This is a genomic window from Agrobacterium sp. SORGH_AS_0440 (assembly GCF_031453135.1).
In the GTDB taxonomy this organism is placed as follows: domain Bacteria; phylum Pseudomonadota; class Alphaproteobacteria; order Rhizobiales; family Rhizobiaceae; genus Agrobacterium; species Agrobacterium pusense.
The window spans coordinates 845,969-872,061 of sequence record NZ_JAVIYR010000002.1 but is presented as its reverse complement, the minus strand read 5'-3'; the positions used below and the strand labels follow the sequence as shown (position 1 = coordinate 872,061).

31 protein-coding genes and 2 pseudogenes are annotated in these 26,093 nt (G+C 60.1%); 10 read left to right on the top strand and 23 right to left on the bottom strand.

Annotated features, from left to right (window positions below):
• The first annotated feature begins 56 nt into the window (after window positions 1-56).
• The 3 genes and pseudogenes from QE453_RS13575 (at window position 57) to QE453_RS13565 (ending at window position 1,905) form a co-directional block, all read left to right on the top strand.
• Complete coding sequence (locus tag QE453_RS13575; protein WP_004440685.1) at window positions 57-665, top strand: LysE/ArgO family amino acid transporter; 609 nt, start codon at window positions 57-59, stop codon at window positions 663-665.
• A gap of 110 nt (window positions 666-775) precedes the next feature.
• Window positions 776-1,363: a DUF1214 domain-containing protein gene (locus QE453_RS13570; RefSeq protein ID WP_006700073.1), complete on the top strand. Its 588-nt coding sequence runs from the start codon at window positions 776-778 to the stop codon at window positions 1,361-1,363.
• Window positions 1,356-1,905: pseudogene (locus QE453_RS13565) on the top strand (DUF1254 domain-containing protein). Before QE453_RS13570 ends, QE453_RS13565 begins: the two are co-directional and overlap by 8 nt.
• A gap of 19 nt (window positions 1,906-1,924) precedes the next feature.
• Here QE453_RS13565 and QE453_RS13560 read toward each other — a convergent pair.
• Window positions 1,925-2,113 (bottom strand): hypothetical protein, encoded by a 189-nt coding sequence (locus tag QE453_RS13560; protein WP_004440680.1) that lies wholly within the window; start codon window positions 2,111-2,113, stop codon window positions 1,925-1,927.
• A gap of 553 nt (window positions 2,114-2,666) precedes the next feature.
• Here QE453_RS13560 and QE453_RS13555 point away from each other — a divergent pair.
• On the top strand, window positions 2,667-3,602 hold the full coding sequence (locus tag QE453_RS13555) for a DUF2336 domain-containing protein (RefSeq protein WP_309778154.1): 936 nt from the start codon (window positions 2,667-2,669) through the stop codon (window positions 3,600-3,602).
• 73 nt (window positions 3,603-3,675) lie between these two features.
• On the opposite strand, the gene QE453_RS13550 is transcribed toward QE453_RS13555, so the two are convergent.
• The 3 genes from QE453_RS13550 to QE453_RS13540 form a co-directional block, all read right to left on the bottom strand.
• Window positions 3,676-4,032: a DUF1491 family protein gene (locus tag QE453_RS13550; RefSeq protein ID WP_045532458.1), complete on the bottom strand. Its 357-nt coding sequence runs from the start codon at window positions 4,030-4,032 to the stop codon at window positions 3,676-3,678.
• 273 nt (window positions 4,033-4,305) lie between these two features.
• Window positions 4,306-5,208 (bottom strand): peptidoglycan-binding protein, encoded by a 903-nt coding sequence (locus QE453_RS13545; protein ID WP_174150784.1) that lies wholly within the window; start codon window positions 5,206-5,208, stop codon window positions 4,306-4,308.
• Complete coding sequence (locus tag QE453_RS13540; protein WP_309778152.1) at window positions 5,180-6,712, bottom strand: HAMP domain-containing sensor histidine kinase; 1,533 nt, start codon at window positions 6,710-6,712, stop codon at window positions 5,180-5,182. The genes QE453_RS13545 and QE453_RS13540 overlap by 29 nt, the downstream gene beginning before the upstream one ends.
• A 487-nt stretch (window positions 6,713-7,199) precedes the next feature.
• Between QE453_RS13540 and QE453_RS13535 the strand changes: the two genes are divergently transcribed.
• Together QE453_RS13535 and QE453_RS13530 are read left to right on the top strand one after the other, a co-directional pair.
• Entirely contained in the window at window positions 7,200-7,625 is a 426-nt protein-coding gene (locus QE453_RS13535; RefSeq protein ID WP_004440675.1) for a DUF5330 domain-containing protein, read from the top strand.
• Window positions 7,626-7,804: 179 nt separating this feature from the next.
• Window positions 7,805-8,221, top strand: coding sequence for a SufE family protein (locus QE453_RS13530; protein WP_309777273.1), 417 nt, complete (start codon window positions 7,805-7,807; stop codon window positions 8,219-8,221).
• Between the two features lie 3 nt (window positions 8,222-8,224).
• Here QE453_RS13530 and QE453_RS13525 read toward each other — a convergent pair whose 3' ends face one another.
• Window positions 8,225-9,046, bottom strand: a complete 822-nt coding sequence (locus QE453_RS13525; RefSeq protein ID WP_309777272.1) for a DUF6456 domain-containing protein — start codon at window positions 9,044-9,046, stop codon at window positions 8,225-8,227.
• Window positions 9,039-9,461: a helix-turn-helix domain-containing protein gene (locus QE453_RS13520; protein WP_004440668.1), complete on the bottom strand. Its 423-nt coding sequence runs from the start codon at window positions 9,459-9,461 to the stop codon at window positions 9,039-9,041. Before QE453_RS13520 ends, QE453_RS13525 begins: the two co-directional genes overlap by 8 nt.
• Before the next feature lie 96 nt (window positions 9,462-9,557).
• Between QE453_RS13520 and QE453_RS13515 the strand changes: the two genes are divergently transcribed.
• A complete protein-coding gene (locus QE453_RS13515; protein ID WP_153776748.1) occupies window positions 9,558-9,743 on the top strand; it encodes a hypothetical protein in 186 nt (61 codons plus the stop codon).
• Between the two features lie 200 nt (window positions 9,744-9,943).
• Here QE453_RS13515 and ros read toward each other — a convergent pair.
• From ros to QE453_RS13475, 8 genes and pseudogenes are all read right to left on the bottom strand, one after another.
• Window positions 9,944-10,373: pseudogene (gene ros / locus QE453_RS13510) on the bottom strand (MucR family transcriptional regulator Ros).
• A gap of 432 nt (window positions 10,374-10,805) precedes the next feature.
• Window positions 10,806-11,135, bottom strand: coding sequence for a monovalent cation/H(+) antiporter subunit G (gene mnhG / locus QE453_RS13505; RefSeq protein ID WP_004440653.1), 330 nt, complete (start codon window positions 11,133-11,135; stop codon window positions 10,806-10,808).
• Window positions 11,135-11,521, bottom strand: coding sequence for a cation:proton antiporter (locus QE453_RS13500; RefSeq protein WP_006700067.1), 387 nt, complete (start codon window positions 11,519-11,521; stop codon window positions 11,135-11,137). The genes mnhG and QE453_RS13500 overlap by 1 nt, the downstream gene beginning before the upstream one ends.
• A complete protein-coding gene (locus QE453_RS13495) occupies window positions 11,518-11,997 on the bottom strand; it encodes a Na+/H+ antiporter subunit E (protein WP_006700066.1) in 480 nt (159 codons plus the stop codon). Before QE453_RS13495 ends, QE453_RS13500 begins: the two co-directional genes overlap by 4 nt.
• On the bottom strand, window positions 11,994-13,559 hold the full coding sequence (locus tag QE453_RS13490; protein WP_309777271.1) for a Na+/H+ antiporter subunit D: 1,566 nt from the start codon (window positions 13,557-13,559) through the stop codon (window positions 11,994-11,996). Before QE453_RS13490 ends, QE453_RS13495 begins: the two co-directional genes overlap by 4 nt.
• A gap of 19 nt (window positions 13,560-13,578) precedes the next feature.
• Window positions 13,579-13,956 (bottom strand): Na+/H+ antiporter subunit C, encoded by a 378-nt coding sequence (locus QE453_RS13485; RefSeq protein ID WP_004440640.1) that lies wholly within the window; start codon window positions 13,954-13,956, stop codon window positions 13,579-13,581.
• Complete coding sequence (locus tag QE453_RS13480) at window positions 13,956-14,375, bottom strand: Na+/H+ antiporter subunit B (RefSeq protein WP_309777269.1); 420 nt, start codon at window positions 14,373-14,375, stop codon at window positions 13,956-13,958. Before QE453_RS13480 ends, QE453_RS13485 begins: the two co-directional genes overlap by 1 nt.
• The gene (locus QE453_RS13475; RefSeq protein WP_309777268.1) at window positions 14,372-16,738 is read right to left on the bottom strand and encodes a putative monovalent cation/H+ antiporter subunit A; all 2,367 of its coding nucleotides are present in this window, start codon (window positions 16,736-16,738) and stop codon (window positions 14,372-14,374) included. Before QE453_RS13475 ends, QE453_RS13480 begins: the two co-directional genes overlap by 4 nt.
• 208 nt (window positions 16,739-16,946) lie before the next feature.
• On the opposite strand from QE453_RS13475, the gene msrB reads away from it, so the two are divergent.
• On the top strand, window positions 16,947-17,354 hold the full coding sequence (gene msrB, locus QE453_RS13470; protein WP_004440632.1) for a peptide-methionine (R)-S-oxide reductase MsrB: 408 nt from the start codon (window positions 16,947-16,949) through the stop codon (window positions 17,352-17,354).
• 179 nt (window positions 17,355-17,533) lie between these two features.
• Here msrB and QE453_RS13465 read toward each other — a convergent pair whose 3' ends face one another.
• From QE453_RS13465 to QE453_RS13445, 5 genes are all read right to left on the bottom strand, one after another.
• A complete protein-coding gene (locus tag QE453_RS13465) occupies window positions 17,534-18,031 on the bottom strand; it encodes a GNAT family N-acetyltransferase (RefSeq protein ID WP_006700062.1) in 498 nt (165 codons plus the stop codon).
• A 103-nt stretch (window positions 18,032-18,134) separates the two neighbouring features.
• Window positions 18,135-18,803 carry a hemolysin III family protein gene (locus QE453_RS13460; RefSeq protein WP_004440627.1) on the bottom strand — a complete coding sequence of 223 codons (669 nt, stop codon included), beginning with the start codon at window positions 18,801-18,803 and terminating at the stop codon, window positions 18,135-18,137.
• A 290-nt stretch (window positions 18,804-19,093) separates the two neighbouring features.
• The gene (locus tag QE453_RS13455; RefSeq protein ID WP_309777266.1) at window positions 19,094-19,414 is read right to left on the bottom strand and encodes a TraR/DksA C4-type zinc finger protein; all 321 of its coding nucleotides are present in this window, start codon (window positions 19,412-19,414) and stop codon (window positions 19,094-19,096) included.
• Between the two features lie 122 nt (window positions 19,415-19,536).
• A complete protein-coding gene (locus tag QE453_RS13450) occupies window positions 19,537-19,947 on the bottom strand; it encodes a universal stress protein (RefSeq protein WP_004440622.1) in 411 nt (136 codons plus the stop codon).
• Complete coding sequence (locus QE453_RS13445; protein ID WP_223216925.1) at window positions 19,904-20,239, bottom strand: hypothetical protein; 336 nt, start codon at window positions 20,237-20,239, stop codon at window positions 19,904-19,906. The genes QE453_RS13450 and QE453_RS13445 overlap by 44 nt, the downstream gene beginning before the upstream one ends.
• Between QE453_RS13445 and QE453_RS13440 the strand changes: the two genes are divergently transcribed.
• Entirely contained in the window at window positions 20,222-21,082 is an 861-nt protein-coding gene (locus QE453_RS13440) for a VOC family protein (RefSeq protein WP_184285340.1), read from the top strand. The genes QE453_RS13445 and QE453_RS13440 overlap by 18 nt on opposite strands.
• A gap of 85 nt (window positions 21,083-21,167) precedes the next feature.
• A complete protein-coding gene (locus QE453_RS13435; protein ID WP_004440617.1) occupies window positions 21,168-22,328 on the top strand; it encodes an AI-2E family transporter in 1,161 nt (386 codons plus the stop codon).
• A gap of 76 nt (window positions 22,329-22,404) precedes the next feature.
• Here the strand turns inward: QE453_RS13435 and QE453_RS13430 are convergent, their stop codons facing one another.
• The 4 genes from QE453_RS13430 to QE453_RS13415 all read right to left on the bottom strand — a co-directional run bounded on the left by QE453_RS13430 (window position 22,405) and on the right by QE453_RS13415 (window position 25,949).
• A complete protein-coding gene (locus QE453_RS13430) occupies window positions 22,405-23,490 on the bottom strand; it encodes a bifunctional transcriptional activator/DNA repair enzyme AdaA (protein WP_072494160.1) in 1,086 nt (361 codons plus the stop codon).
• A gap of 257 nt (window positions 23,491-23,747) precedes the next feature.
• On the bottom strand, window positions 23,748-24,473 hold the full coding sequence (locus tag QE453_RS13425) for a polysaccharide deacetylase family protein (protein ID WP_035210808.1): 726 nt from the start codon (window positions 24,471-24,473) through the stop codon (window positions 23,748-23,750).
• 61 nt (window positions 24,474-24,534) lie between these two features.
• Window positions 24,535-25,443, bottom strand: a complete 909-nt coding sequence (locus tag QE453_RS13420; RefSeq protein WP_309777264.1) for a dihydrodipicolinate synthase family protein — start codon at window positions 25,441-25,443, stop codon at window positions 24,535-24,537.
• A 104-nt stretch (window positions 25,444-25,547) separates the two neighbouring features.
• Window positions 25,548-25,949 carry a DUF930 domain-containing protein gene (locus QE453_RS13415; RefSeq protein WP_004440606.1) on the bottom strand — a complete coding sequence of 134 codons (402 nt, stop codon included), beginning with the start codon at window positions 25,947-25,949 and terminating at the stop codon, window positions 25,548-25,550.
• Window positions 25,950-26,093: the final 144 nt, after the last annotated feature.

The following is a 26,093-nucleotide window of genomic DNA, read 5'->3' as shown; positions in this document are numbered from 1 at the left end:
ATGGAGAAATATCCAAGCCCTGCTTCATATCATTTCGACAAAGAGCGGTAGCGGGCGTGGACATCCAGATCTTCTTTACCGGCCTCACCATGGGCCTCAGTCTCATCGTCGCCATCGGCGCGCAGAATGCCTTTGTGCTGAAACAGGGGCTGGCGCGCTCGCATGTGTTTGCCGTCTGCGCCACCTGTGCGATATCGGATGCGCTGCTCATTACCGTCGGCGTGTTCGGTTTCCAGCGGATCAGCGCCATCATGCCGGCGCTTGATCCCATCATGCGTTATGCCGGCGCCGCCTTCCTCATCTGGTATGGTGCCAAAAGCCTGCACTCGGCTTTGCGTTCGTCGGAAGCGCTGTCAGTGGCCGAGCGACGGGAAGCGAGCCTGTGGCAGACGCTGGCCATTTGCCTGGCCCTCACCTTCCTCAATCCGCATGTCTATCTCGACACGGTCGTGCTGCTCGGCACGATTTCCACGCAGTTTCCCGGCTTTGAAAAGACCTTTGCCGCAGGGGCGGCCACCGGCTCGCTGCTGTTCTTCTTTTCGCTGGGCTACGGAGCGCGCTGGCTGCGACCGATCTTCGAAAAACCTTCCGCCTGGCGCATCCTCGAAGGCGTCATCGCCATCACCATGTGGGCCATCGCCTTCAAGCTCGTCATGGGCGCATAGTCCAGGAATTTCGCGCTCCAGTCACTTTCACGAGGACTAAACAAGCCGCGCCATTTTCCAAACAGGGAATCAGTGATAGTCCTCGACCTGTTCATAAACGGGAAAACAGCGTGTTCCGAGTTCCATTCCTTGTCGGCATCGCCCTTCTGATCGCCTTTGGCGGCGGTATTGCCGCAACGCTCGCGGCGCTTGAAGCGACCTCCGGTTTCGGTTCGATCCGCATCGGTTCCTGGGACGCGTTTCCGGAAGCGCAGACGATCGAGGCCGATCCTTATGCCAAGTCGCACCGCGCTGACGCCGGCAAGCTGCTTTACGGAACGGCGGAGGGGCTGGCCTTCACCGCGTCCGTCGACAGCGAGGGCCAGCGCCTGAGCGGCGAATGCCGCTACCGGCTGGCCGGGGCTGTGCCACCAGCACGTTTCTGGACGCTTTACACCGCCGATCAGCAGGGCAACGTGCTGGCTGAGGATGCCGGACGGCCATTCGCGCTCAATTCCCGCACGCTTCTGCGCAGCGCCGATGGCGGCATAGACATCACCATTGCTCCGGATGCCCAGACCTATAACTGGCTCGCGGTGCCTCAGGGACAGACCTTCAAGCTCGTCCTGACCCTGCTCGACACGCCTGTGGCCGGCAGTTCCGGCCTGATCGACATTTCCATGCCGCTGATCCGCAAGCTGGGGTGTGGCAATGCTTAGGGTCCTGCTCGCCATCGTCACCGGTCTCGTCGGCGCGGCCGTGCTGCATGTCATCATTCTCCTGGCGATACCGCACTTCAGCAATCGCGACGCCTATACGCGGGCAGTGGCGGAAGGAAAACCGCACCTGTTCCATCTGCTTGAAGAAACGACGGAAAAAAAGACGCTGGGCAGCGGCGATCCCTTCATGCGCGGTGGCCGTATGCACCTTCAATATTGAGGAACAGCCGATCCGGCTGACCGCCATCGGGGCCGTGCCCTTCTGGTCCGTGGCGGTTTACGACAAGGCCTCGAACGAGGTGTTCAGCATGAATGACCGCACATCCGCCGCCGGCGTCATGGATATTCTGGTGGCAGATGCGGTGCAGATCGCCGCCATCCGCAAGGCGCAACCGCCCGCGCTTTCACAGGCAATTCTGGCGGAATCGGATCAGACGGAAGGATATGTGGTTTTGAGGACCCTCGTACCGCAGCCGAGTTTCGGCGAAGAGGCGGAACGGTTCCTGAACGAGGCAAAGTGCCAGCCGACGCCGTGGAAATAACGGCGGCTTATTTTATTAATCAGGATTTCAAGGCGGTTTCCGGTGCGGATTTGCCCTTGCGCGCAACCTTGCCTGCCGGCTCGCTGTCGCGTTTCTCATAACGAACGCCGGTGAACAGAACCACTTTCGCGGGGCCGATCATCGTGCTGACCACGCCTGCGGGACGCAGGCTTCGTCGGGCGTCAACAAGTGGAATAATGTCTGCCATGCTCTTCTCCTCTTCGGGAGTCAATGTTGCCCATGGGAACCGCGCAAGCCTCGTCTTGCGTCGGGAATTTCATCACCATCACATTGCGCATAATCCAGCCCACAGGCTGGTTTTCGCATATCCCTGAAAACCATCGCGGGTTTTAACGCTGGGCTATGCGGACATTCAGGCATCAGACACCGGTTCGGCTCTTATTCCGGATTTCAGAATAACATGGAATCCTAATACTGCCCATGAAATTACAAACAGACAGAGGTTAATGATCCGTTAACCCTAATGACCGGGTGGCGTTTTCTCCTTTGCCGAGCCACACCCGTTGAAAACAAAGGCGAGGCCGCAAAGTTCCGCGGCATTTTCCCCACCACACGATTTTAAAATTTGCCTGTTGATATTGGCGGTTTCTCTCTTGGCGGCACCCATAGTTAACAGGACGTCAACGGATTTGCTCTAAATTGAACCGATATTGTGTTTGCGTTTGTTGGGTAGTGCGTTGACCGACCGGTTTCGAGAACTTGAGAGGCCAAGAGCCGTGAGGAAGAAAGATGTGGTGCTGATGGCCACCGTGACGAATTTCGAGAATGTTCCCCTTCCGTCAAAAACGGATCTCCGGCAATTCGCCGAACTTTTCATGCCGCTTTTTAATGCCTCCACCGATGAAGCCAAGCGGGAGGCAATTGCCGCCCTTTCGCAGCACCCGAACGTGCCTTCCGCGGTTGCCTTCTTCATTGCCTGCCAGCCGATTTCGCTTGCGGCTCCTTTCCTCATTGCCTCGAAGTGCCTCGACGACGACACGCTCATCACCATTGCCCGCACGCAAGGGGCCGCCCACGCACGCGCCATCGTCCGGCGGGAGGACCTCTCCCCCACTGTCATCGACGCGCTCGTGGGCCTGCGGCACATCGAAGACCTCAAGCGACCGCAAGAGGAAACGCCTGCCACTGAACCGCCGGCAGCGGTGAGCATCGAAGCGCCGAAGGCGGAAGTGAAGACGGACAACATCGCCGCGGCTTCCGCGCTCGAAGAGGAAATGCGCCAGCGGATCAAGCAGATGGCGCGCCATCTCAACCGCCCGGAAAGCGATGTCCTCGGCCTTCGCCGCCTCAGCGAGGTGCAGGACGCGCTGCTGGTGCGTTTCGCCCGCGAACGCAATGCGCGGCAGTTCGCGGTGGCGCTGGCAGATTCCCTCTCCTCCAGCTACTGGCTGTCGGAGCGCATCATGCTCGATATATCGGGCGCGCAGCTTGCCACCACGCTGACCGGCCTCGGCATGGAATTTTCCGAGGCCGCCTTCGTCTTGCAGTGCTTCTATCCGCATCTTTCCGCCGCGGAAGGCGATATGAGCCGGGCGGAAGCCCTGCTCGACCGCCTAGACACCGTGGAATGCGAAGAGCGGTTGGAAAGCTGGCGGCGGGCCGACAGCTATACACATGGCCGCGAACGGCCGAGCCGCAATAACCCGGCCACGCAGAGAACGGGAACGCAGGGTTAAGCGGGCTGGCCTTGCATCTTCAGTAGTGCGAGGTCATTCGCGGATGGAGAACCGGATTCCACTTTCCCTGGTTCTAGGCTTTGGGCTGATCCACCAGCGTCAGCAACGTTCCGATGTCATCGGTTTCGATCTCCACGACCCACAGGTCGCTGTCGAACCGCCGCTCCCTTTCCAGCAGGGCAGCACTTTCCTCGCCCTCGACACCGGCCAGACGCGTTTCGAAACGGCGCTCGGCGCGGATGATGTCCTCGTCCTCAGCGAAACTTTGCGGGGCGGGTCCATAGAGGTTCTCGCGGCCGTCACGCAGCCGCTGGCGAACGAAGATAGCGCCCGCCTCCTCCGCACCCTTCTTTTCGACAGCGGCAAATCCACCGGCAGCGAAGACGCGGCGGATGAGGGCTGAGACGAACATTTCGGATTTGAGGCGCATGGGTTTGCTTTCGATTTTTGCGCTGCCTAGGTGGGTGGGGTTTCGATGTTGATTTTTAAGCTGACGAAGGTGTGCGTGGCTTTACCCCCCTCTGCCCTGCCGGGCATCTCCCCCTCAAGGGGGGAGATCGGCAAGCGGATAAGTCTCGCCCATCTCAACACTTGCGAATGAAGTGGTGGTAGCGCCTCCTGCCGATCTCCCCCCTTGAGGGGGAGATGCCCGGCAGGGCAGAGGGGGGTAGAGCCACACACGCCCCACGCTGCTGTCAAAGCCTCAAAGCGCCCCGATAGACTTCAGCTTCTTCAGTACAGCCTCGCTCGGCTCACCGGTTTCCGGCAAGCGATAGTGTTTCTCGAAAGCACGGATGGCATTGCGGGTCTGCTGGCCGGCCACGCCGTCCACCTTCACATCGGCATAGGCGATATTGATCAGCCCCTGCTGGATCTTGGCGATGAGATCGCGGCTTGCGGGTTTCGCGGCGCTGTTGAGGGAGACCGGTTCGGCCTTGGGATGCGGCGCTTCCGCCTTGCGAATGGCGGCGGCAACGGGGTCGATTTCGACACCGCCGCTGCTATCGGCAGGCCGGTCCTTCGGGATCGCGGCAACCGTTGCGCCATCGATCCTGAGCGCCGCCAGCACCCGGCTTGTCGGCTCGCCGGTCTGTTCCATGCCGAGCGTTTCTTCAAAGAACATAATGGCGGCGGCCGTCTTCGGTCCCATGCGACCGTCCGCCTCGCCCTCATAAAGCCCGCGCTTCTTCAGTTCGCCCTGAATGTCGGCGACGATCTGCTGCGGTTTCTGGCTTTCGGCGACGGGTTGCGCCGACGTTTCGGCCGCAGGCTGCTGCTGTGCCGTTTCCGTTTCTGCCGGGCGCTCTATGCGGAATGTGGTGACGTTGCCATGGGTGCCGAGTGGTTCGGCCGGGCGATAACCGGCAATGCCGTTCGGGTTTTCCGCATCGCGCGTGCGCAGGAAGGGCGACGGGTGCACACCAGGCTGGTACCAGAGCGCGTTGGCGGCGACAAAACCGAAGACGACCGCGAAGGCACCGCAGCCGCCCACCAGTTTCGGATGGCGCAGGATTTCGCGCCCGATGGCCGAAACCACCAAGGAAACAATCCCGGCGCCAATCTGGGCCGTTGTTTTCTTAGGCGATTTTCGCTTTCGCGGGGCCATCCTCACCGTCCTTTCTCATTTTCGCGGCCATGTCGCCAAGCTGCCGAATGCGCGGTGGGAACTCCACCATGCTTTCGGCGTCAGCGCTTTCGCCCCCACCCGCCATGCCGGAACCATCGGCAGGCAAAGTGATCGTTACGACCGTCCCCTCGCCGGGCTTGCTGGCGATGGCGAATGTGCCGCCATGCAGAGCCACGAGCCCCTTGACCAGGGACAATCCCAGACCCGTGCCTTCATAGCGACGGGTATATTCATTCTGAACCTGCATGAAGGGCTGGCCCAGCAGTTCAATCTTGTCAGACGCGATGCCGATGCCGGTGTCGCTTACCGTCAATTTCAGCATTGCGCCTTCGCGCGCAGCGTCGATCGATACCACACCACCGGCATCGGTGAATTTTATGGCATTGCCGGCGAGGTTAATGAGAACCTGACGGATGGCGCGCTGATCGGCCGAGATTTCACCGATGCCGCGCTGGATGCGGCTGGTCAGGGTCAGGCCCTTTTCTTTCGCCTGAAGGCCGAGCATCGCTTCGCACGACGAGATGGTTTCCGCAATCGGGAAGCTTTCCATCATCAGCTCGTAACGGCCGGCCTCCAGCTTGCTCATGTCGAGCATGGTGTTGACGACGGACAGAAGATGGGCGCCAGACTGGCGAATGAGGCCGACATATTCCCGCTGACGGTCGTTCTCCAGCCGTCCGAAATACTCGCCGGCGAGAATATCGGAGAAACCGAGGACGGCATTGAGCGGCGTGCGCAGTTCATGGCTGACGGCAGCGAGGAAACGCGACTTGGCGTCATTGGCGGATTCCGCCTCGGCTGCCTTGCGGGCGACATCGCGGCGCAGACGCTCCATCTCGGTAATATCGGTGAGCTGGGCGACGATGCGGCGCAGGCGACCTGTCGCGCCGCGAACGGCGGTCATCTCGATACGGGCGTGCATGAATTGCGCCTGGCGCGATTTCGCACCGGTCTCGAAGCGGAGTTCGGCGGTTGCCCTGTCCTCACCCTGCCGCAGGACGTCGAAAGCCTGCATCAGTTCGATACGATCGGAGACATAGACATATTCAACGAGGATATGTCCTTTGCTGGCTTGAAGGTCGGCCGGGAATGCCGCGCAATCGCGACCGGACACGTGTTCGACGAAGCCGGTTTCACCGATCACCAGCACCAGACCCGGCACCTGCGATGCCGCGATCAGATCGTCGTTCACCGAGGAAACCGAATGAGCGGATGCGCCGTGCGCAGAATGGGAGAAGGCGATCAGCAGGGCGGCGGCGGCCAGAAACAGCGCCAGCACCAGGGCCGCACCGATGGGCAGCGCGATGGCGGGGCTGACGACGAGGCTGAAAATGGCTGGTACAACCACAAGGCCGACGGCGCTGAAGGCAATCAGCCAGCGCAGGCGCGCAACGGTCCCGGCGCGCCTTTCGGCGTCCTCTTCCATGCGCGCAAGCCATCTGCCCGCTGCATGGTCGACCAGTGCGACCGCTTTTTCTCTCATATTACGCAATACCAAACCCGAATCCTGAAGGCGGTTCCAACGGCTCCGACAATAGAAGGCGGCGGCTTAAGGAATGGATAAAAAGAATGGGCTGAAAAGCCCGTCAAATGCGTGACAGTCCCATTACGGGGCATTTCCAGGAAGCTTTGCCAATCATGGTTAATGACGGGTAAGCGACGGATTTCGCTTCATTTTTGCCATCGCGTTAACTTTTGCGGCAGAGCTTTTCGCCGCTTTCGCCCGGAACGCGCGCCCTCTGTCGCAATTATGCTTAACATGGACCGTTAAAATGCGAGTGAATTGATGGCCGCCGTCCCGATCCGAGGAGAATAGATACAATTTGAATTAAATTACGCCGCTTTTTGCAATCGGCTGTTCGCCGGTCGTCTGTAGGTTGTTCACAAGCCCGAAAAACGGGACAAAGGCCGATGACCCGAAACCGGGCGGGGCTTTCGAAAACAAAGATCATCTGGCAGGGTGTCTGACAATGTGGTTTCTGATCAAAGGAACATTCTGGTTTTCGCTGGTACTGGTGGCGCTGTCCTATTTCGGCAGCAGCAACGATCCGGCCAAGGAACCTTCGGCCTTCGATATTCCCAGCGCCGTTTCGGCTGCCGGCGAGGCCTATCGTTATGTCAGCGCCATCTGCATCGAAAAGCCCGATGTCTGCATCAAGGGCGCCGAAACCTTCCATGCGCTGGGCGAAAGGGCAAAGGAAGGGGCAAAGGTTGCCTATGAACTGCTGGACAAGCAGCTTGCCTCCGGGGACAAGCCCGCCGATGTTGCCGACGTTGCGGCGGAAGCCGAAAAGCTTGCAGCGGCACCCGTTGTCAGCGTCGAGTTTCCCGCAGATGCCGACATGCTGAAGACCGGCACCGTCATTCCCCTGCCGCAGAAGCGCCCTGCTCCCTGATCCTGCCGGCCACCGCGCCCGCCTTTATTGCGGATGGAGATTTCCTTCCGCCACTGCCTGCCAAACTTGCCCACGGAACCTGTTTTCCGTGGGCTTTTTCGTGGGCTATGGTTCAAAACCGACCGCACTTCACCTATATCGTGACGAAGACCTGCAATAACGGATGATACGGCGCACAAATGGCCTCTCTCGACACGATCCTTGACGACTTCGCTTTCCTCGATGACTGGGAGGATCGCTATCGTTATGTCATCGAACTCGGCAAGGCGCTGCCCGATCTGCCGGAAGACAAGCGCACGGCTGAAAACAAGGTTCAGGGGTGCGCCAGCCAGGTCTGGCTCGTCAGCCATAGCGACGGCGCCGAAGACCCTCTCCTGACCTTCGAGGGCGATTCGGATGCGCATATCGTGCGCGGCCTCGTCGCCATCGTGCTTGCGGTCTATTCCGGCAAAAGGGCCTCCGAAATCGCCGGTCTCGACGCGATCGAGGTATTCGACAAAATAGGGCTCGTGGAACATCTGTCGTCGCAGCGCGCCAACGGCCTGCGCTCGATGATCAAGCGTATCCGCGAGGAAGCCCGGCTGCTTACCGCCTGAGATTTATCGCGTCATCGATGGGCGATAATCAGCATCGCCCCAATGGTGTTCTTTCCTGCCTGCACGGGTTGCAGGCGGCGCGTAGTGGCGCGCCAGCGCCAGCAATGCGGCACGCAGCAGCAATTTTGCCGAACGCGCCGGCCATTGCCTCTCGCGTTCCACCGTCTCCAATCCCTTTTCGAAACAGCAGATATCGATAGCGACGCCAGATAACTCAGGCCCCATCGCCTCGGCTGCGCGGGAAAACCGTGTTCTTGCGGCCATTGCTGCCTCGGTGAGTTCGAGCGCGCCTCCCGCCTCACCCTTTGTGCGGCTCGCCGTTCTGGGTTCCCATGTCGCCGTCACCCTGGGATTGAGGTGGCCGCGATGAAAATCGGCGGCCAGCCGCTCCCCCGCCTCCAGCGCATCCGGTGGAAAGAATGCCGCGCCGTCGCGCTCCTTCAGCCTTGAAAGGCTGATCAGCTGCGAGGTGTTGAGGTTACGCCTGGCCGACTGCTTCGCATCGCCGATATCCACGACAACCGTCTGCATATCGCGATGCTGCTCCTGAAAAATCTCGTCGCGGTCTTTTGCCATTGCGCGTTTCAGGTAGGAGGCGAGCGGCGGCGCCGCATGAAGGGTGTTTTCCCGCTGCTCGACCAGCCCGGACGAAACGGCAAGCCGCACCGTCGCGGCCGGAAGCCGTAGTGCGGGATGCCCTGCCCGCCCGCGGCGCAGCACAATATCGCCCCCCTCCGGGGACATCTCGGCTGCGCCGGCGGCGATGCACCGCAGCAGCCGCAATAGATGAGGATCGGAGGAGGCAGCCGGTTTCGTCTCAGTCATCCCGGCCCCCTGTCATCACGTTGACGATACTGCCGGTAAGCCGCTCGAGCGTGGCGACAAACTCGTCAAATGCCGGTTCGTCCCGTCGGTCCTCGACCACCTGGCAGGCATGGCCGACCGTCGTCCTGTCCCGGCCGAAGCAGGGTCCGATATCCGACATGGGAATGCCAAGCTGCACATGGCACACATACATGGCGATCTGGCGGACGTGGCACTCCATGCGCCTGATATCGCGGCGCACCGGCGTTCGCTCACCCGTCAATCGCACCATCTCCCCGGTGAGTTGCCGCACCAGACGGCAAAGACGGGAAATGTCATCCCGCCCGCCCGCAGACGGCCACGAACGAAAGGGACGATCACGCACCCGCAGGCAAGGCCGCGCGGCAGCAGGCAGAAACACGGTATCCGACGGCATATGCAACTCCTCTACGAATAGGAATTAATTCATACACCTGAGGAAAGGCTTGGGGAAGCGCAAATTTTGCGATGGAGTTCAGGCCATTGAGATAGCTTGATTTTCTCGAAAGTGATGGACGTAATTGAGGATTTTTTTCCTCAGTCGATATTGCGCGAGACGAAAAAAAAGCCGATCTCCACGCTGGCTGGGGCGGTGATGATTTTCCCTGGAGACTGGATGATGGCAAGCAGCGGCGCCCGCAGGCTTTCGCCGCGTAGCATCCGGCGTGCAGCGCAATAAGGTTCCCTATCGCGGAGGGGTTGTTTCTCACGGCGCGGATACGACGTTGATGGCGGCCTTATGATGCTCGGCTTCGTTCCCGGGGAACGGCACGCCAAGGCATGGTCTTCAATCCCGAAAACAAAATCGGCCGGTCTAAGGACCGGCCGTATTAACTTGCGACTTCCGGCTTTCACTGCAAGCCGGATTGTCTTCGAAAATCAGCGGTTGGCCTTGCGGCGCTGACCGAGACCCATTTCCTTGGCGAGCCGCGAGCGGGCTTCGGCATAGGCGGGCGCAACCATCGGATAATCGACCTGCAGGTCCCATTTTTTCGCGGTATTCTTCCGGCGTCATGCTGTGATGCGTCGTGAGATGGCGCTTGAGCGACTTGAAGGAGCCGCCGCATTCCAAACAGACGATATGATCGTCCTGAACCGACTTGCGGACAGAGACGGCCGGCTTCTGCTTTTCAACATTGACCGCTACCGATGCCGGCGCGGACGTTCCGCTGAGCGCCGTGTGAACATCCGAAATAAGGCCGGGAAGCTCCGTTACCGGGACGACGTGGTTGCTAACATAGGCAGCCACAATATCCGCCGTCAGTTCGACCAGCAGATCCTGGGCGTTACCGTATGCAGTTTCCGTCATTTAAGTATCTCCTGTTAGTGATCCCCTGACGCGGGCGAACGCCGCATCGAGCGATGTGAAGTTACCGGTGCCCCCACCTTCGCCCTGTTGAAACCAACGTGAAATCTACCCCTAGATTTCAAGCGAAAACCGGAAACGTATTGGTCCGAGATTCAACTTATGACCCGCGACATGGGCAGCAATGGTCCTGAGACCCGTAGATTAGACATTAATAAAATGCCTATGCCGACTATGAAGAGGCTAGATGCAAATCGCGATTAGCAACTTTACACTTAATTTGGATAACAGCAAAACAGCAAAAGTCAAATTCCTGCTGTGAATTTTTTAGTTCAAAACAGTCTAATCGGAATACAAAAAATTACGGGTAATAAAATACTATGCCTAGTAGTAATTGAAAACGCGCACCCCCTATTATTAGGGGGTAATTCAACTTCAAATTTTCTTGAGGTCATCAACTACCGATTTAACGGAAAGCGGATAACCTGCCTTGTGCGCAGCCATTGCAAGAAGATGCGCGGAAACCGGCGCCGTCAGAACGAAAAAGAAGAAACCGGCGAGCGCCCGAGCCAGCGTCGATATATCCATAGAGTGGATGCCTACCGCCAGAAGCAGCAGGCCGGAGCCGACCGTCCCCGCCTTGGATGCGGCATGCATGCGGGTGTAAACATCAGGCAGGCGATTGAGCCCGATTGCGGCGATCAGTGAAAAGGCGGCACCCGAGATCATCAGCGCCGCAACCAGGATAGCAACGATCCAACCCATTACCGCCTTCCCTTTTCTTTTCCGCTATTCACCTGAATTTTCGAGGGGTTCTCAGCGAATTCAGACCGGCGTGCGCCATCCAGAACCCCTTTCGGGCCGCGCCCGCCATCCGGTCCGCGCGACAGCACGAAGCGCGCGAACGCCACCGTGGCCAGAAAACCGACGAGCCCGAGGGCAATGGCAATGTCGACATAGAGATTGAAGCCGGTGCGGATGGCAATGACCGCAATGAAGCCGATGGCGATGCCGACCAGCATGTCCAGCGCGACGATACGGTCCGGCAAGGTGGGACCAACGACAACGCGGTAGACTGTCAGCAAAAAGGCCACAGAGAGAACAACCAGCGCAAGTATATTTGCAAATGAAACTATCTGTTCCGGAGTCATTGCTGAAACGCCTCCATGATCTTCTTTTCGAAGCCGTTCTTAATGTCGTTTTTTGCGGTTTCGATATCGCTGCAATCGATTGCGTGCACGTAGAGCATCTTTCTGTCAGAGGAAACATCGACGGAAAGCGTGCCGGGCGTGAGCGTGATGAGATTGGCGAGCAGCGTGATTTCGAAATCCGTGGTTACGGTCAGCGGATAGGCAAAAATGCCGGGTTGAACGTCCAGTTTCGGGCGTGTCACCATCACGGCAACCTTCCAGGCGGAAAGCGCAAGCTCCTTGAAGAACAACAGCACCAGCGACAACACGCGGCCAAGACGCAGCCAGTGATTGCGCCCGCCGGGAAGCTGGTGGCGGATAAGCCAGAGCGCCAGCGTGGAGACGATGAGGGCGAAGATGATGTTTGCCAGCGTCAGGCTGCCCGTTACCGCAAGCCATACCGCCACGAACAGCAATTGCACGACATAGAGGCTCATGGCTTGCCTCCTTCTGGAAAGACCGAATGGATATAGGCTTGCGGGTTCCCGAGCCCGGCTGCGGCATCCTGGCTGAGATCAAGCAGGCTTTCGGGAAACAGGCCGAAGAACACGACCAGCAGCGTCAGCGCGACCAGCGGAGCGACGGAGGGCGCCGCGGCGGGCAAGGAAGGTTGTGGCAATGGCTTTGCCGCCGGACGCCAGAAACACAGAAGGAAGACCCGTCCGAAGGCGATTGTGGCGATGAAACCGGAGAGGAGAATGGCGGCGGCCAGCCACCATGCGCCGATATCGATCGCCGATTTGACCAGGACCGCCTTCGGCCAGAAGCCGGAAAAGGGCGGCAGGCCGGAACCGGCGAAAAACAGCGCGAGCGCAAGCGCCGAAAACCACGGAGCCTGTCGGTAAATGCCGCCAAGCGCGGTGAGGCTGAAACCGCCGCCGAGACGGGCGGCGTGGCCTGCGGCAAGGTAGAGCGCCGTCATCAGCACCATGGAATGCAGCGCGTAGAAGATCGCGCCCGAGACGCCTGACGGCGTGCCGATGGCGATGCCCGCCATCATGTAGCCGATGCCGGATATGACGATATAACCGAGCATCCGGCGAATATCGTTCTGGGCGAGCGCACCCATGGCGCCGAGCACCATTGTCAGCGCGGCAGAAGCGGCGATGACGATGCTGAGTTCCTCACGCTCGACCGGGAACAGCATGACCATGACGCGCAGCAGCGAATAGATGCCGACCTTGGTGAGCAGTCCACCGAACAGGGCGGAGACGACGATGCGCGGCGTGTGATAGGAAGCGGGAAGCCAGAAATTCACCGGAAAAGCCGCCGCCTTCATGGCGAAGGCAAGCGTGAAGAGGCTGGCAAGCGTCATCAGCGGCGCGGTTTCGCGCAGTCCGTTTGCCTTCAACGCGATATCGGCCATGTTGAGCGTGCCGAAGATGGCGTAGAGATAACCCACCGTGATCAGGAAAAGCGTCGTGCCGATGAGGTTCAGGACGACATATTTCAACGCGCCGTCGATCTGCTCCCGCGTCGAGCCGAGCACGATGAGGCCGAAGGACGAGATCAGCAGCACTTCGAACCAGACATAGAGGTTGAAGATGTCTCCGGTCAGGAACGCGCCGGTAACGCCGGCCATCAGCAGCATCAGGAAGGGATAGAAGCCGTAACGTCTGCCGCTGGCGTCAATATCGCTGCCGGCGTGAATGGCGCCGGCCAGCGCGACGATGGCGGCCGCGAGTGACAGCAACGCGCCGGTGAGATCGGCCGTGAAGGCGATGCCGAAGGGCGGCAGCCAGCGGCCCATGACCATGGTGAACGGCCCCTGCGTGGCAACCTTCCATAAGAGCGCGGCATCGAGAACCACGAGGAGGGCCAGCGCGGCGATGGCGACCAACGCATGGTAGCGAATGGCGTGGCGCATCATCATCAGCACCGCGCCCACGCCGATGCACAGCGCGATCGGAAGAATGATCAGCCAGTCCGGCAGCGGCACGGGCGCCATGACGAGCGCGGCGGAAAGATCGGTAACTGCGGAAGTAGGGGATGAAGCCATGTCGTTTCAGCCTCGCCGCTCAATAACCGAGCGGCGGCAGGGGCTCGCCTGCCGGTTCTGCGGTGCGCATTTCATCGGTATCGTCGGTCTGCAACTCCTGAAACGCGCGCCATGTCAGGACCAGCAGGAAACAGAAGAATGAAAAGGAAATCACGATCGCCGTCAGGATGAGCGCCTGCGGCAGCGGATTGGCAGCCCCTGCGGGCAACGCGTCCATGCCCGCCGGAATGATCGGCGGCACCTCCCGGGTGAGCCGCCCCGCCGTGAAGAGCAGCAGGTTGACCGCATTGCCGAGAATGGCGATGCCCAGCAGCACGCGGATGCTGTGACGTGACAGCATGAGGTAGATCGCGACCGAGAAGAAGACGCCGACGAGAATCGAGAAGATCGCTTCCATCAGTCGCTTTCCCTTTCTTCCAGCGCCAGCGCAATGGATGTGATGGCACCGACCACGACCAGATAGACACCGATATCGAAGGACATGACGGTGGAGAGCGCCAGTTCGACGCCGAAGAGGTTCGGGTAGACCCAAAGCCCGGTCATGAAGGGCGCGCCGGCGACAATGGAAACGAGGCCGGAGAGCATCGAAAGCAGGAGCCCTGCCCCGGCAATCGCCAGCGGGTGAAAGAAGATTGCGCGCCGCACCGCCGCCACGCCATAGGCGATGCCGTAGATCGCCAGCGCCGAGACCGCGATCAGGCCGCCGATGAAGCCGCCGCCCGGCTCGTTATGGCCGCGCAGCAGGACGAAGATGGAAAACAGCACCATCAGGCTGGTGACGACGGGCGCCACAGTGCGCAGAATGAGCGTGTTCATGCCCGCGCTCCCTTCTTTTTGAACCTTTTCGCCGGCTCCTTGACCGCGGCAGGGCGGATACGGATCAGCGCCAGGATGGCAAGGCCCGTTATCATCACGACAGCGATTTCTCCCAGCGTATCCGTGCCGCGGAAATCGACGATGATGACGTTGACGACGTTCGCTCCATGGGCGATGACCTTGGAATAGCTGTTGTAGAAATCGGTCAGGCGATTGTCGAAGCTCACCTGCGTCGCGCGCATCAGGTAAAGCGCAAAGCCAGTCCCGCAGGCAATTGCAATGCTGCTGTCCAAGAGCTTCTGGCCAAGGCCGCGATGGTCGGATGGCGACAGGCGCAACCGCGTCATCACCAGCGTCAATATGACGACGGACAGCGTTTCCACCATGAACTGCGTGAAGGACAGGTCCGGGGCGCCGAACAGCAGGAAGATGACTGCCACCGCGAAGCCCTGGATGCCGAGCGCGATGATCGCCGTCAGGCGGCTCGACGCCGTCAGCACAGCGATGAGCCCCGCCACGGCAATGGCGATGAAGGTCAGTTCATGGATCGGCGCATCCCGCGGCCATGACGGCATGGACGGCAATTCGCCATAGAGGAACAGCGGCACGAGCAGCACGGCGGCGATGACAGCGAAAGTGGCGGTAACGTAAAATTCGAGACGGCCCGGCTGGATCAGCCGGGTGATGTGGAACGACATTTTCACCAGCATTTCGATGATGACGTCAAAGCCTCGGTCCGGCCCTGCCCCCAGCGCCCTGAAGGTGCGATCGATGAGGCCACGGACAGCGGAAAGCTGCGTATAAAGGACGATGCCGAGTGCGATGGTGAGCAGCGACAGGCCGAGCGGCACGCCGATATGCGGAATGAGCGAGATTTCCACCGGTCGCGCCTCACCGGCAATGGCGCTTGCCATGGGTGTCGAGATGTAGAAATGCGCGATGCCGGAGAACAGAGCGATGGTCAGCCCCTTCAGCGCCAGAAGCGCCGGGCCGAGCCAGAGCAGCAGCGGGCCTTCATGTGCATGTTTCGGGGTCTTTACCGGCTTGCCGAGAAAGGGTTTCAACGCCACTGCAAAGGCGACGGCAAACATCAGCCCGTTGCCGAGAATGGCAATGCCGGTGAACAGCACGGCACGCGGATTGCCATGCGCGAGCGCATAATAAATCTCTTCCTTGGCAAGAAAACCAAAGAAGGGCGGCAGGCCGGCCATGGAAATCGCGGCCGCCAGCGCCGCCGCAAAGGTGACGGGCATGGCTCTTCGCAGGCCGCCAAGCTTCGTCACGTCGCGTGTGCCGGTCTCATGGTCGATGATACCGGCGACCATGAACAGTGCGCCCTTGAACAGGGAATGCGCCACCAGATAGAGCACCGCCGCCTCGATGGCATGGTCGGAGCCGAAACCCGTCAGCATGACCAGCAGGCCGAGCGACGACACCGTGGTATAGGCGAGCATCAGCTTGAGATCGGTCTGGCGTATGGCAAGCAGCGCGCCGGTGAGCATGGTCAGCCCGCCGAAGAAGGGCAGCAGTATCTGCCAGGCGGCGGTATTGCCCAGAACCGGATTGAGCCGCATCAGCAGATAGACGCCGGCCTTCACCATGGTCGCGGAGTGCAGATAGGCCGAAACGGGGGTAGGCGCCTCCATGGCGTTGGGCAGCCAGAAATGAAAGGGAAACTGCGCCGATTTGGTGAAGGCACCGCCGAGCACCAGCAGCAGCGCGGCCAGATAAAACGGGCTGTCACGCAGGATGTCGCCGCTGCGCACCAGCATCGACAGCTGCGTCATCCCGCTCATGTCCCAGATGAAGATCAGCCCGGCAAGCAGCAGCAGTCCGCCGCCGCCGGTCACCACCAGTGCCTGCAATGCGGCGCGGCGCGAGGCGGCACGTTCATGGTCGAAACCGATCAGCAGGAAGGAGGTGATGGAGGTCAGTTCCCAGTAGACGAACAGCATCAGCAGACTGTCCGAGACGACGACGCCCAGCATCGCGCCCATGAACAGCAGCAGGAAAGACAGGAATCGGCCCTGCTGCGGATGCCCCTTCATGTAGCCGCCGGCATAAAGCACGATCAGCAGGCCGATGCCGGTGATCAGCAGCGCAAAGGTCAGCGACAGGCCGTCGATGAACCAGGAAAAGCTGAGATTGAAACTTGGGACCCACGCATAACCGCCCGTCACCACGCCGCCAGCCGCCACCTGCGGCAACATCAGTGCGAAATGGACAAAGGAAAGCGCCGGCGCAATCGCCAGTATCCAGGCGGCATTGTGCCCGAATCTCTTCACCAGCGCCGGTGCGGCGAGCGCCGCGAGAAACGGCAGAAATAGCGACAGAAATGTCATCGGCGTGACATCGGACGTCATTCATATCTCCCGGGGTGTCCCCCACCCCTGCGCGCCATGGCTGGCGTTCTTGTTTCAAAATCGGATTTTTCAGTTAAGGCATAGGCAATGCCTTCTCAACCCAAATCGACTCCCGGTCCCGCATCATAACGGAGTCGTTATGGGATATGTCCTCTTTCAATCCGTCATGGCGATGATTATCTGAGGCATGAACAGAAAGGATCATTCCATGAGCGATCTGACATCCCCAAAAGTGAAGAAGACCGACGCCGAATGGCGTGAGCAGCTGACGCCGGAGCAATATCGCATCCTGCGCGAGCACGGCACCGAGCGCGCCTTTACCGGGCCGTATTGGGACACATTCCAAAAAGGCCTCTACCGCTGTGCGGCGTGCGACGAGCCGCTGTTCCTCTCCGACACGAAATTCGACGCCGGCTGCGGCTGGCCAAGCTATTTCGAACCGGTGAAGCCCGGCGCAGTGACGGAACATCGCGACGCCAGCCATGGCATGGTGCGCACTGAAATCCGCTGCGCCAATTGCGGCGGTCATCTCGGCCACGTCTTCCCCGATGGCCCGCCGCCCACCGGTCTGCGTTATTGCATCAACGGCCATTCGATGGTGTTCGAGCCGGTCTGAGCCATGCCGCGTATTTCTTCTCCCCGGCGGGGAGAAGGTGGCCCGAAGGGTCGGATGAGGGGCTACGTTAGCGATATTCGGAGAGCTTGCCCCTCATCCCGCTGCCGCGGACTTCTCCCCCTCGGGGAGAAGAGACTCGTGACACTCGACCGATCAAAAGATGGCTTAAGCTTCTTGGCTTAACCTAATTTCAGTTCCATACACGTCAGATCCAGCCAGCGCCCAAACTTGGTGCCGACTTCAGAGAACCGGCCCGCGACCGTGAAACCGAGGCTTTCATGCAAGCGGATGGAAGCGGTGTTTTCCGACTCGATGGCGGCGATCAGTACGTGCACGTCGTTGCCGGCGGCATGATCGATGAGCGCCTGCATCAGTTTTTTGCCGATGCCGTGGCCGCGGGCGTCCTTATGCACATAGACGGAATGTTCGCGTGTATGGCGATAACCGTCAAAAGCGCGCCAGTCACCATAGGAAGCGTAGCCCGCGACCTTGCCGTCCAGAACCGCGACGATGACGGGAAAGCCGCGCGACTTGCGGGCGGCGAACCAGTCCTTGCGATTGTCGAGATCGACCACCACCTCGTTCCAGATCGCCGTCGTGTTCACGACAGCGTCATTGTATATCTCCATGATGCCGGAGAGGTCATCAACGGTCGCGTCGCGAAGTTCCACGGTCATTTTCTTAGCTCCGCCTGGTTTGCGAGTACGCGGCTTTGCCGCGCCTGCGCCGAGCCTTAAGCGATGAGACGGAGACATGTCCAGCGCCGCGCTCTCACGATCTTTACGAAGCCAGGGGAACGAGGCTGAAGGCGGTGACCACGGCAAAATAGTGAACCGCAGCGGCTGCGACCACAAAACCGTGCCAGATCGCATTCTGGAAGCGCAGCTTTTCCCAGACATGGAAGATGACGCCGAGCGAATATATGACGCCGCCGGCGACGATCAGCCAGAGCGTGACCGGCGCGAGATGCGACGACAGCGGCTCGACCACCATGACGCCGCTCCAGCCCATGGCGAGATAAAGGCCGATGGCGACCCGGTCGTAACGGCCGGGAAACAGGCATTTGAGAAGGATGCCGCAGATCGCAGCGAGCCAGATCAGCCCCAGCATGACCGCGATCATGGGATCGTGGATACCCCGCATCAGAAACGGCGTATAGGTGGCTGCGATGAGAATGAAGATCGCCGAATGATCCAGCCGACGCAGGAACCATTTCACGTTCGAGTGCGGCCAGATATTATAGGTGAAGGAGACGGATAGGCAGACGACGAGACCGAGGCCGTAAATCCACGCCGCTGCAATGGCGCTGAGCGTACCCCATACCATCGCGTAGAAAATCAGCGCCGTGGCGCCGATAAGCGCCAGCACGATGCCGACCCCGTGGACGATGCCATCGGCGACAATCTCGTGAAAATCATACTGGCGTCCGAACCGCCACAAATCACTCATAGTCCAATCCTGTCTGCGTGCTTTCACCAAAGCATGAAGACAATATTAGACAGGAACAAGACAGCAGCCGGTTAATGGCGATCAAATTGCGTTCGGTGCTGTTGCGAAAGGAGAGGTCCTGGGTTGCCCTGCGACCAGACCAATTGCCTGTGGAGCGAGCGGTATACACTTGTTTCTTCTCCCCGCCGGGGAGAAGTCCGCGGCAGCGGGATGAGGCGGCAGGGTAGATGCATTCGGAGAGCTTGCCCCCTCATCCGGCCCTTCGGGCCACAGTCACGCTTTCCCTGCCGTCACAACGCCGCAGCACATTTCTGACAAAACGGCGTATAGGGAACAGCCTTCAACCGATCCTCCGAAATCTCGCTTCCGCATTTGACGCAGGTGCCGAAAGTGCCCTTGGCGATACGCTCGAGGGCGGCGTCGATAGCGCGCAACTCATCCTGTCCCACCTGCCCCAGCTCGTCCAGCACCTCGTCATTGCTGCGTTCGGTGGCCCTGTCATCGTCATCAGGATTGCGCGGCTCTTCGAAGTCGGCCTCGATCTTATGCAGGCGGCGATAAAGCTCGCGCTGCCGGTCACGCAGGATTTTCTCGTAACTTTCGGTATTCATGGACTTTTCCTCCAGCCGATCTTCTTGTTTTGTCGCATTTCCGGATGGAAAACCGGATTCCACTTTTCCTGGAAATGCTTGGAGGGGCGGGAAACCCGCCCGCAACCCTAAAGCGTCAAACCTTAGCGATCCACCAGCACAGAGCATTTGGCGTGGCGCACCACGCGGTCGGCGGTGGCGCCGATGAAATAGTTGCTGAAGTCAGGCGTGTGCGACGCGATGATGATGAGATCAGCCTTGTGTTCCTCTGCCGCAGCGATGATTTCCCGCGCCGGCGCGCCACTTCTGATTTCATGGCTGCCGTTGAAACCGACCCTGGCCTTGAGGTCCGAGAGTTTTGCCTTGGCGTCCTTGATCGCGTTTTCGATGAGGTCGACAGGAAGGTCGATCGCCATATAGCCCGGCAGTTCCTCGACAACGTTGATGAGAACGATCTCGCCGTCGGGGTCCAGCAGTGCCTTGGCCTTTTCGAGAATCTTTTCTCCCTTGTCAGTGGCGCTGAGGTCTACCGGTACGATGATCTTCTTGTACATGGCTGTCTCCTTTGACGTGATCCGCCGTTGTGTCGGGCTCAAGCTCATATTTGCCGGCCGGCGCAGCCTTCACCTTGATCGAAGTCAAAGCCGAAGCCATGCCGGAACAGGGCATTGTCAACGAATAGTGGACAGTCAATCGCCAGCTGGTGATCTTTGCTGAACGACGAAACCAGCCCATATTCGCCTTCGACAAACGCCGCAAAGCGGCGAAGCCGATCTCGTCGGCAACCGGCCCACCCCTTGGCGCGTCGGAATCAATATGGAGATGATGATGAGTGAAATCAAACAATTCGCCCTGACGCGGCCGGCCTATGTCGGCCAGGCCCATCTCGTCGTTCACGATCTGCCGCGCGTCTCGGATTTCTATCAAAAGATCATCGGTCTTTCCGTTCTTGAAAAGAACCCGAGCGGCGAGGTGCTTGGCGTCGGAGGCCAGCCGCTGCTCACACTTTCCACCTCCAGCACGGCGGAACGCGCGCCGCGCAATGCCGCAGGCCTGTTCCACACCGCGTTTCTGATGCCGAGCCGCGATGACCTCGCGCACTGGCTGGCACATGCCGCTCAGAAAAATGTTCAGCTTCAGGGTGCGTCTGACCATCTGGTCAGCGAGGCCATCTATCTCGCAGATCCGGAAGGCAACGGCATAGAGGTCTATCGCGACCGGTTGCCGGAAGAATGGACCTACCAGCCGGATGGCACGGTGGAGATGGCGACAATCGGCCTCAATCTTCAGGCGCTTTACGACAGCGCTCCGAAAGCGGCCTTCACCGGTGCAGCGGAGGGAACCGCCATCGGCCACATTCACCTGCAGGTCGGCAATATTCCGCAGGCGGATGAGTTTTATCAGGATGTGCTGGGGCTTAAGATCATGGCGCGGTATCCCGGAGCAAGCTTCTTCGGATCGGGCGCGTATCACCACCACGTGGCCGCCAATATCTGGAACAGCCGTGGCGCCGTGGCCCGCAGGGAGAACATGACGGGGCTTTCCGGTTACTCGCTGAAATTCAACGAGCCGGCCGCGCTTGAGACGGCTCTTGCCGCACTCGACCGGCTGGAAATCTCCACCGAAAGGCAAAGTGACGGCATCTTTTTGAAGGATCCGTGGGGCATAGGGCTAAAGCTTTCCGCATAAACGCTGAACGGGGCGGCAGAAATTTCAGCCGCCCCGGAACCGCCGGATTTGTCGGACGTTAACCTCGTTATTGGGGGATAGTCCGATGAATGAGAATGCCAAGCCGGATCTTTCCGGCACTGCGGCCTTGCCAGTAGACAAGGCCGATCCGCTTGCGACACCCGCCTCTGTTTCACAGCGGGATGACGCGCGCAGTCAGCAGCCGCTGGGGCGGGAGGCGCTTGACGTTTTCGTTGCCTGGTCGGTCATCGGCATTTTCCTGATCATGTCCATGGCGGTGATTCACGAATTATCGATGATTCTGATGCCCGTCGTCATGGCTGTCGTCGTTGGCATGATCCTGGGCATCTCCGCCGAAAAACTGGCCTCCTACGGCATTCCGGGTGCCGGTGTCGCCATCATCCTGTCCACACTCGTCGCGGCGGTCATTTTTTTCGTGGTCAATTCCCTGATCGACCCGGTCTCACAGCTGGCATCGGAAGGCCCCGCCCTGATCGAGCGCAGCATCGACCGCTTCCTTCCTTACCTCGAAAATCTGCGGTGGCTGAATATTTCCGCGGCCACGTTCAGCATGGGCTCCATGTCGATGGAATCGCTGCTGTCGCGTAGCGGCGAAATCATTTCCCTGCTTGGCGCGAATGTGACGCCGGCCATCGTTCAGGGACTGATCTTCCTGGCGGCTCTTCTAATGTTTCTCTACAGCCGGCTGCGACTGCGCAAGGCTCTCATCATGGCCTTTCCGGCGCGCCATCAAAGGCTCAGAACCATTCGCATCATCGGCTCGGTGGAGAAGGTGCTGGGCACCTATTTTGCCACGGCTAGCCTCATCTACGCCGCGCTGGGTGTGACGATGATCGTGATCGCCTATCTCGGTGGCCTCGCCATGCCGCTTCTTTGGGGGCTTTTTGCCTTTCTTTCGAGCTTCATTCCGTTTCTCGGCATCACGTTGATGACAATATCGCTGACCGTCGCCGGTATCATCACGCATGACAACATGATCCTCGCGCTGCTGCCGGCGGGAGTGTTCTTCACCATTCACCTCTTGATGGAAAACCTCGCCTTTCCGGCGGTGGTGGGTCGCAACATGGAGATCAACCCTTTCCTCGTCTTTGTGATGATCATCTTCTGGACGTGGATGTGGGGCGCGGCCGGCGCCATGCTGGCCCTGCCGTTGTCGCTCATCGTCATGACGGTGACGCGCGAACTCTTCCCCTCCCGCCGGGTCGTGCCGAACCTGCCGGATTGAACGGCGGATACAGAGGCGGAGGGCGCGACGCGCCTCCGCCAACGGAAAATCTCCTGAAACCCCACAACGAGGCCGCTCAGGAAGCGAGCGGCATCTCGCGCACCTGCCCTTGCGCCATGCGACGCTCATGCTCGATCAGCCATTTCTTGCGCCACAGGCCGCCGCCATAACCGGTCAGACTGCCATCCGCACCGAGCACCCGGTGGCACGGCACGACGATGGCGATCTGGTTGGCACCGTTGGCGCGCGCCACCGCGCGCACGGCGGATGGCCTTTCCATGGCGGTTGCGAGTGCCGAATAGCTGACGATTTCACCCACCGGGATCTGCCGCAGGCTGCGCCAGACATCGCGCTCGAAGGGCGTGCCGTGGCCGGCAAGGCGCGTTTCGAAGGAGGCTGACTGCCCGGCGAAATAGGCCTTGAGCTCGGCTTCGATCTGACCTGTTACCGCCGTTCGGCCGAGCACCATGTCCGCGCCGGTGCGGCTCTTCAGCCGCTTCAGTTCGGCCGGAAGCGCCGGCCGGTCCGCGAATTCTAGCAGATGCAGGGCATGATCGTCGGCAATGGCGAGCATCGGACCAATCGGCGTATCGATCCAGTCACCCTTCAGGAACCCCCTGCCCTTCATGGCGGCGGGAGAGGAGCCGAAGAACTGGTTGATGGCGGCGCGGAAGCCGCTGCCGGAGTCGTAACCGGCGTCGATCTGCGCGCCGATCACCGCTTCGCCGGAAGCGATGCTCTCCACCGCATCGCCCAAGCGGCGCAATCTGGCGATTTCCAGAAAGCTCATGCCGAAACGGCGCTTGAAGGTGCGCCGCACGGTGGAGGGATCATGGCCAAGCGCCACCACATCCTCCTCACGCCAGCGCCGCGCCGGTTCGTTTTCCAGCACCGTCAGCAGTTGCGTTACCGTTTCATCGGCCGTGCCATAGGAGAGCATCGGTTTGCAGCGCTTGCAGGGGCGGAACCCCGCCTCCAGGCATTCGGCGATGGTCTCGCGGAACCGGCAGTTTTCGATCTTCGGTTTGCGCGCCGTGCAGGTGAAGCGGCAGAAGATTTTGGTCGAGGTCACACACACATAGGCCACGCCTTCATAGGCGGGGTCCTTGTTCACAAGGGCGGAATACAGGGTTTCGGTGTCGGGGCGTTTGAACAGCATCATGACGAAGATGCTAGCGCAATTTCGAACGGCACGCCGCCGAAAAACGGGCGTAGATGTGGGGGATTTGTCAGCTCTTTTCCTCCGCGCCGTTTGAAGGAAAAGTCTGCGGCATATTTCTTCTCCCCGCCGGAGAGAAGGTGGCGCGCAGCGCCGGATGAGGGGGCAAGGGCAGAGATATGCGGAAAGCTTGCCCCCTCATCTGCCCTTCGGGCATCTTCTCCCCGGCGGGGAGAAGAAACGGGCGGCAACCTTGGAGATCAATTCCCCGGCGGCGCGAATGACGGGTCGTCCAGCCGCGTGAAAATCACGCCGCGTGCCTTGAGCGCCAACAGGCCCTTCACCACGCCCTCGCCCGCCTCGTGGGTGGGCTGGTTGATGTGGGAGATGATGACATCGCCATTCTTCGCCGCAGCGATATGTTTGGCCGTCGCGGCAGCGCCCAGCAGCGAGCCGCCATCGCCATTGACGGAGTAACCCGCCACGCGCATGCCGAGCCGGTTGATGGTGGCCATGGACGAGCTTGTATATTTGGCCGTCGCACCCCGAAACCATTGCGGCTGGATGCCTGTGGCAGCGACGATGGCCTGACGACCGCCTTCCACTTCCTGCACGACCGCAGCTTCCGATCCCGCAGCAGCGATACCGTAAATCGAAACGGGCTTGTCCACCGCCGGCACATGGTTTTCGCCGTGATTTTCGATCTCGAACAGGTCGGGATTTGCCATCAGCACCGCGAGTGCCTCGCTGTTATGCTTCAGCCATCGGGCGGTCACGAAGATTGTTGCGGGAATACGTTCGCGAACGAGCGTATCGAGAATGCGGTGGTCGGTCTTGCCCATGCAAGCGTCGAGCGTCATCGCCACCCGCACCTTGCCATCATGCTGCGGCGACATTTTCAGCGACGGCTCGACAAGGCCGTTCGCCGCAAAGGCGGTCGCGGCGGCAGAGGCAAACAGGGCAGCGAGGAGGAGACGACGTATCATTTCTGGTTCCGCAATTTCATGCAGTCATGGTGTGTGGCAATCCGCCCGCAAAGCGCCCGAATTATGGCGCGGTTTCCAGCGCGGAGAGCGCCTCCAGCGCCTCTTCCACCCGCTGGCGTTCCGCACTCGTAAGCGGCAGGATCGGTCGGGGCGGTTCGCTGACCGTCAGCGACAGGATATTGGCGGCTGCATAGACTACGCGGATGCTGCCGAATTCCCTAAACAGCGCCCAGAGCGGCTGGAAGACCGCATCGAGCCTTTTTGCCTCCTCCGCATTGCCGGTCTGTGCCGCCCGCATCAATTGCAGCGCCGGAACCGGCAGCAGGCCGCCAATAACACTGTACCAGGTGTCACCGCCGGCGAGTGTGGCCTCGGCGCAGCCCCAGTCACCGCTATAGCCGATGGCGAAATCCTCCGACAGTTTGGGCCTGAGCCGCGCAAGCTCGCCGGCATAATCGGAATCAGCGGGCAGCGGCATCTTGATGGCGCGGATATTGGGAATATAGGCGAGCCGCACCAGAAGTTCGTCGCTGAAGGTGAAGCGGGTGGTCGTCGGGTTATTATAGATGGCGAGCGGCAGGGCCGTCGCACCCGCCACGGCGGCGAAATGGTGATAGGCCTCTTCCTGCGTCAGCGGCGTGTAGGAGACCGGCGCGAGCAGCAGCGCATCGGCACCGGCCGCTTCCGCATCCCTTGCCAGCGCCACGGCTTCATCGGTGCGCAAGGCGCCGACGCCCGCCATCAATATGCGCCTGCCCTTGAGGATGGCGGCGGCCGCTTCGATGGCGCGGCGTCTCTCCTCGCGGGTGAGATACATATAGATGCCGGTGCTGCCGAGAATGCCGACCGAATCAACTGCCGCGACATCCAGCCGCTCGATCAGGGCGGAGAAGGCTTCAACATCGACCCGCCCTGCCTCATCTGCCGGCGTTATCGGAAAAGCAGAAAGTCCCTTGAATCGTCTCGCCATGTCTGTGCCCCTCACTTCGATCAGATGTCAGGGTTACAGAGCCGGTTGCGACGGGGCAACAAAGCGGCGGCTAAACGCCGGTTCGAAACCGAAAAATTCCGTGATCAGTCATAAAGATACAACTTCTTCCACTGCTCCTCGGGAATTTTGTCGCCCACACGGTAGTCGAAGGACTGGATGCTGAGACTATCGCTCTTCAGCTGACACTTGTATCTGAGCTTGTACCATTCGCCCGAACTTCTGAAGACCGCGCCCGGCGCCTTGATGGAGTTTTTTCCCACTTCCGGATCACCGAACGTATAGGCGATCACCTTGTCCGGCTTCATGCCCTTCTGCTCGGTTGCTATCCGCTCCATCGCCTCAATGTCGCAACGCTGCTCCAGACGCTCCTCGGGAGCAAGCGCGTTCAACTGCCGCATGACGCTGGCATCAATCGCAAAAGCGGGGGTAAGGGTCTGCAAGCCAAGGAAAAAGGCAGAAAGGGCAGCGGGAAGAAGCTTTCGCATGGGGTCCTGTCAGTTTTTTCGTTTGTTCTTGACGATGGATGGCCTGCCAGCGGGTGGCACGCATCATCGCTGATTTGCCGGATATTGCCAAAATGTGATCGAAAGCTGACGAAATTGTGCCCGAACGCCATTCCGCCTGTGGAG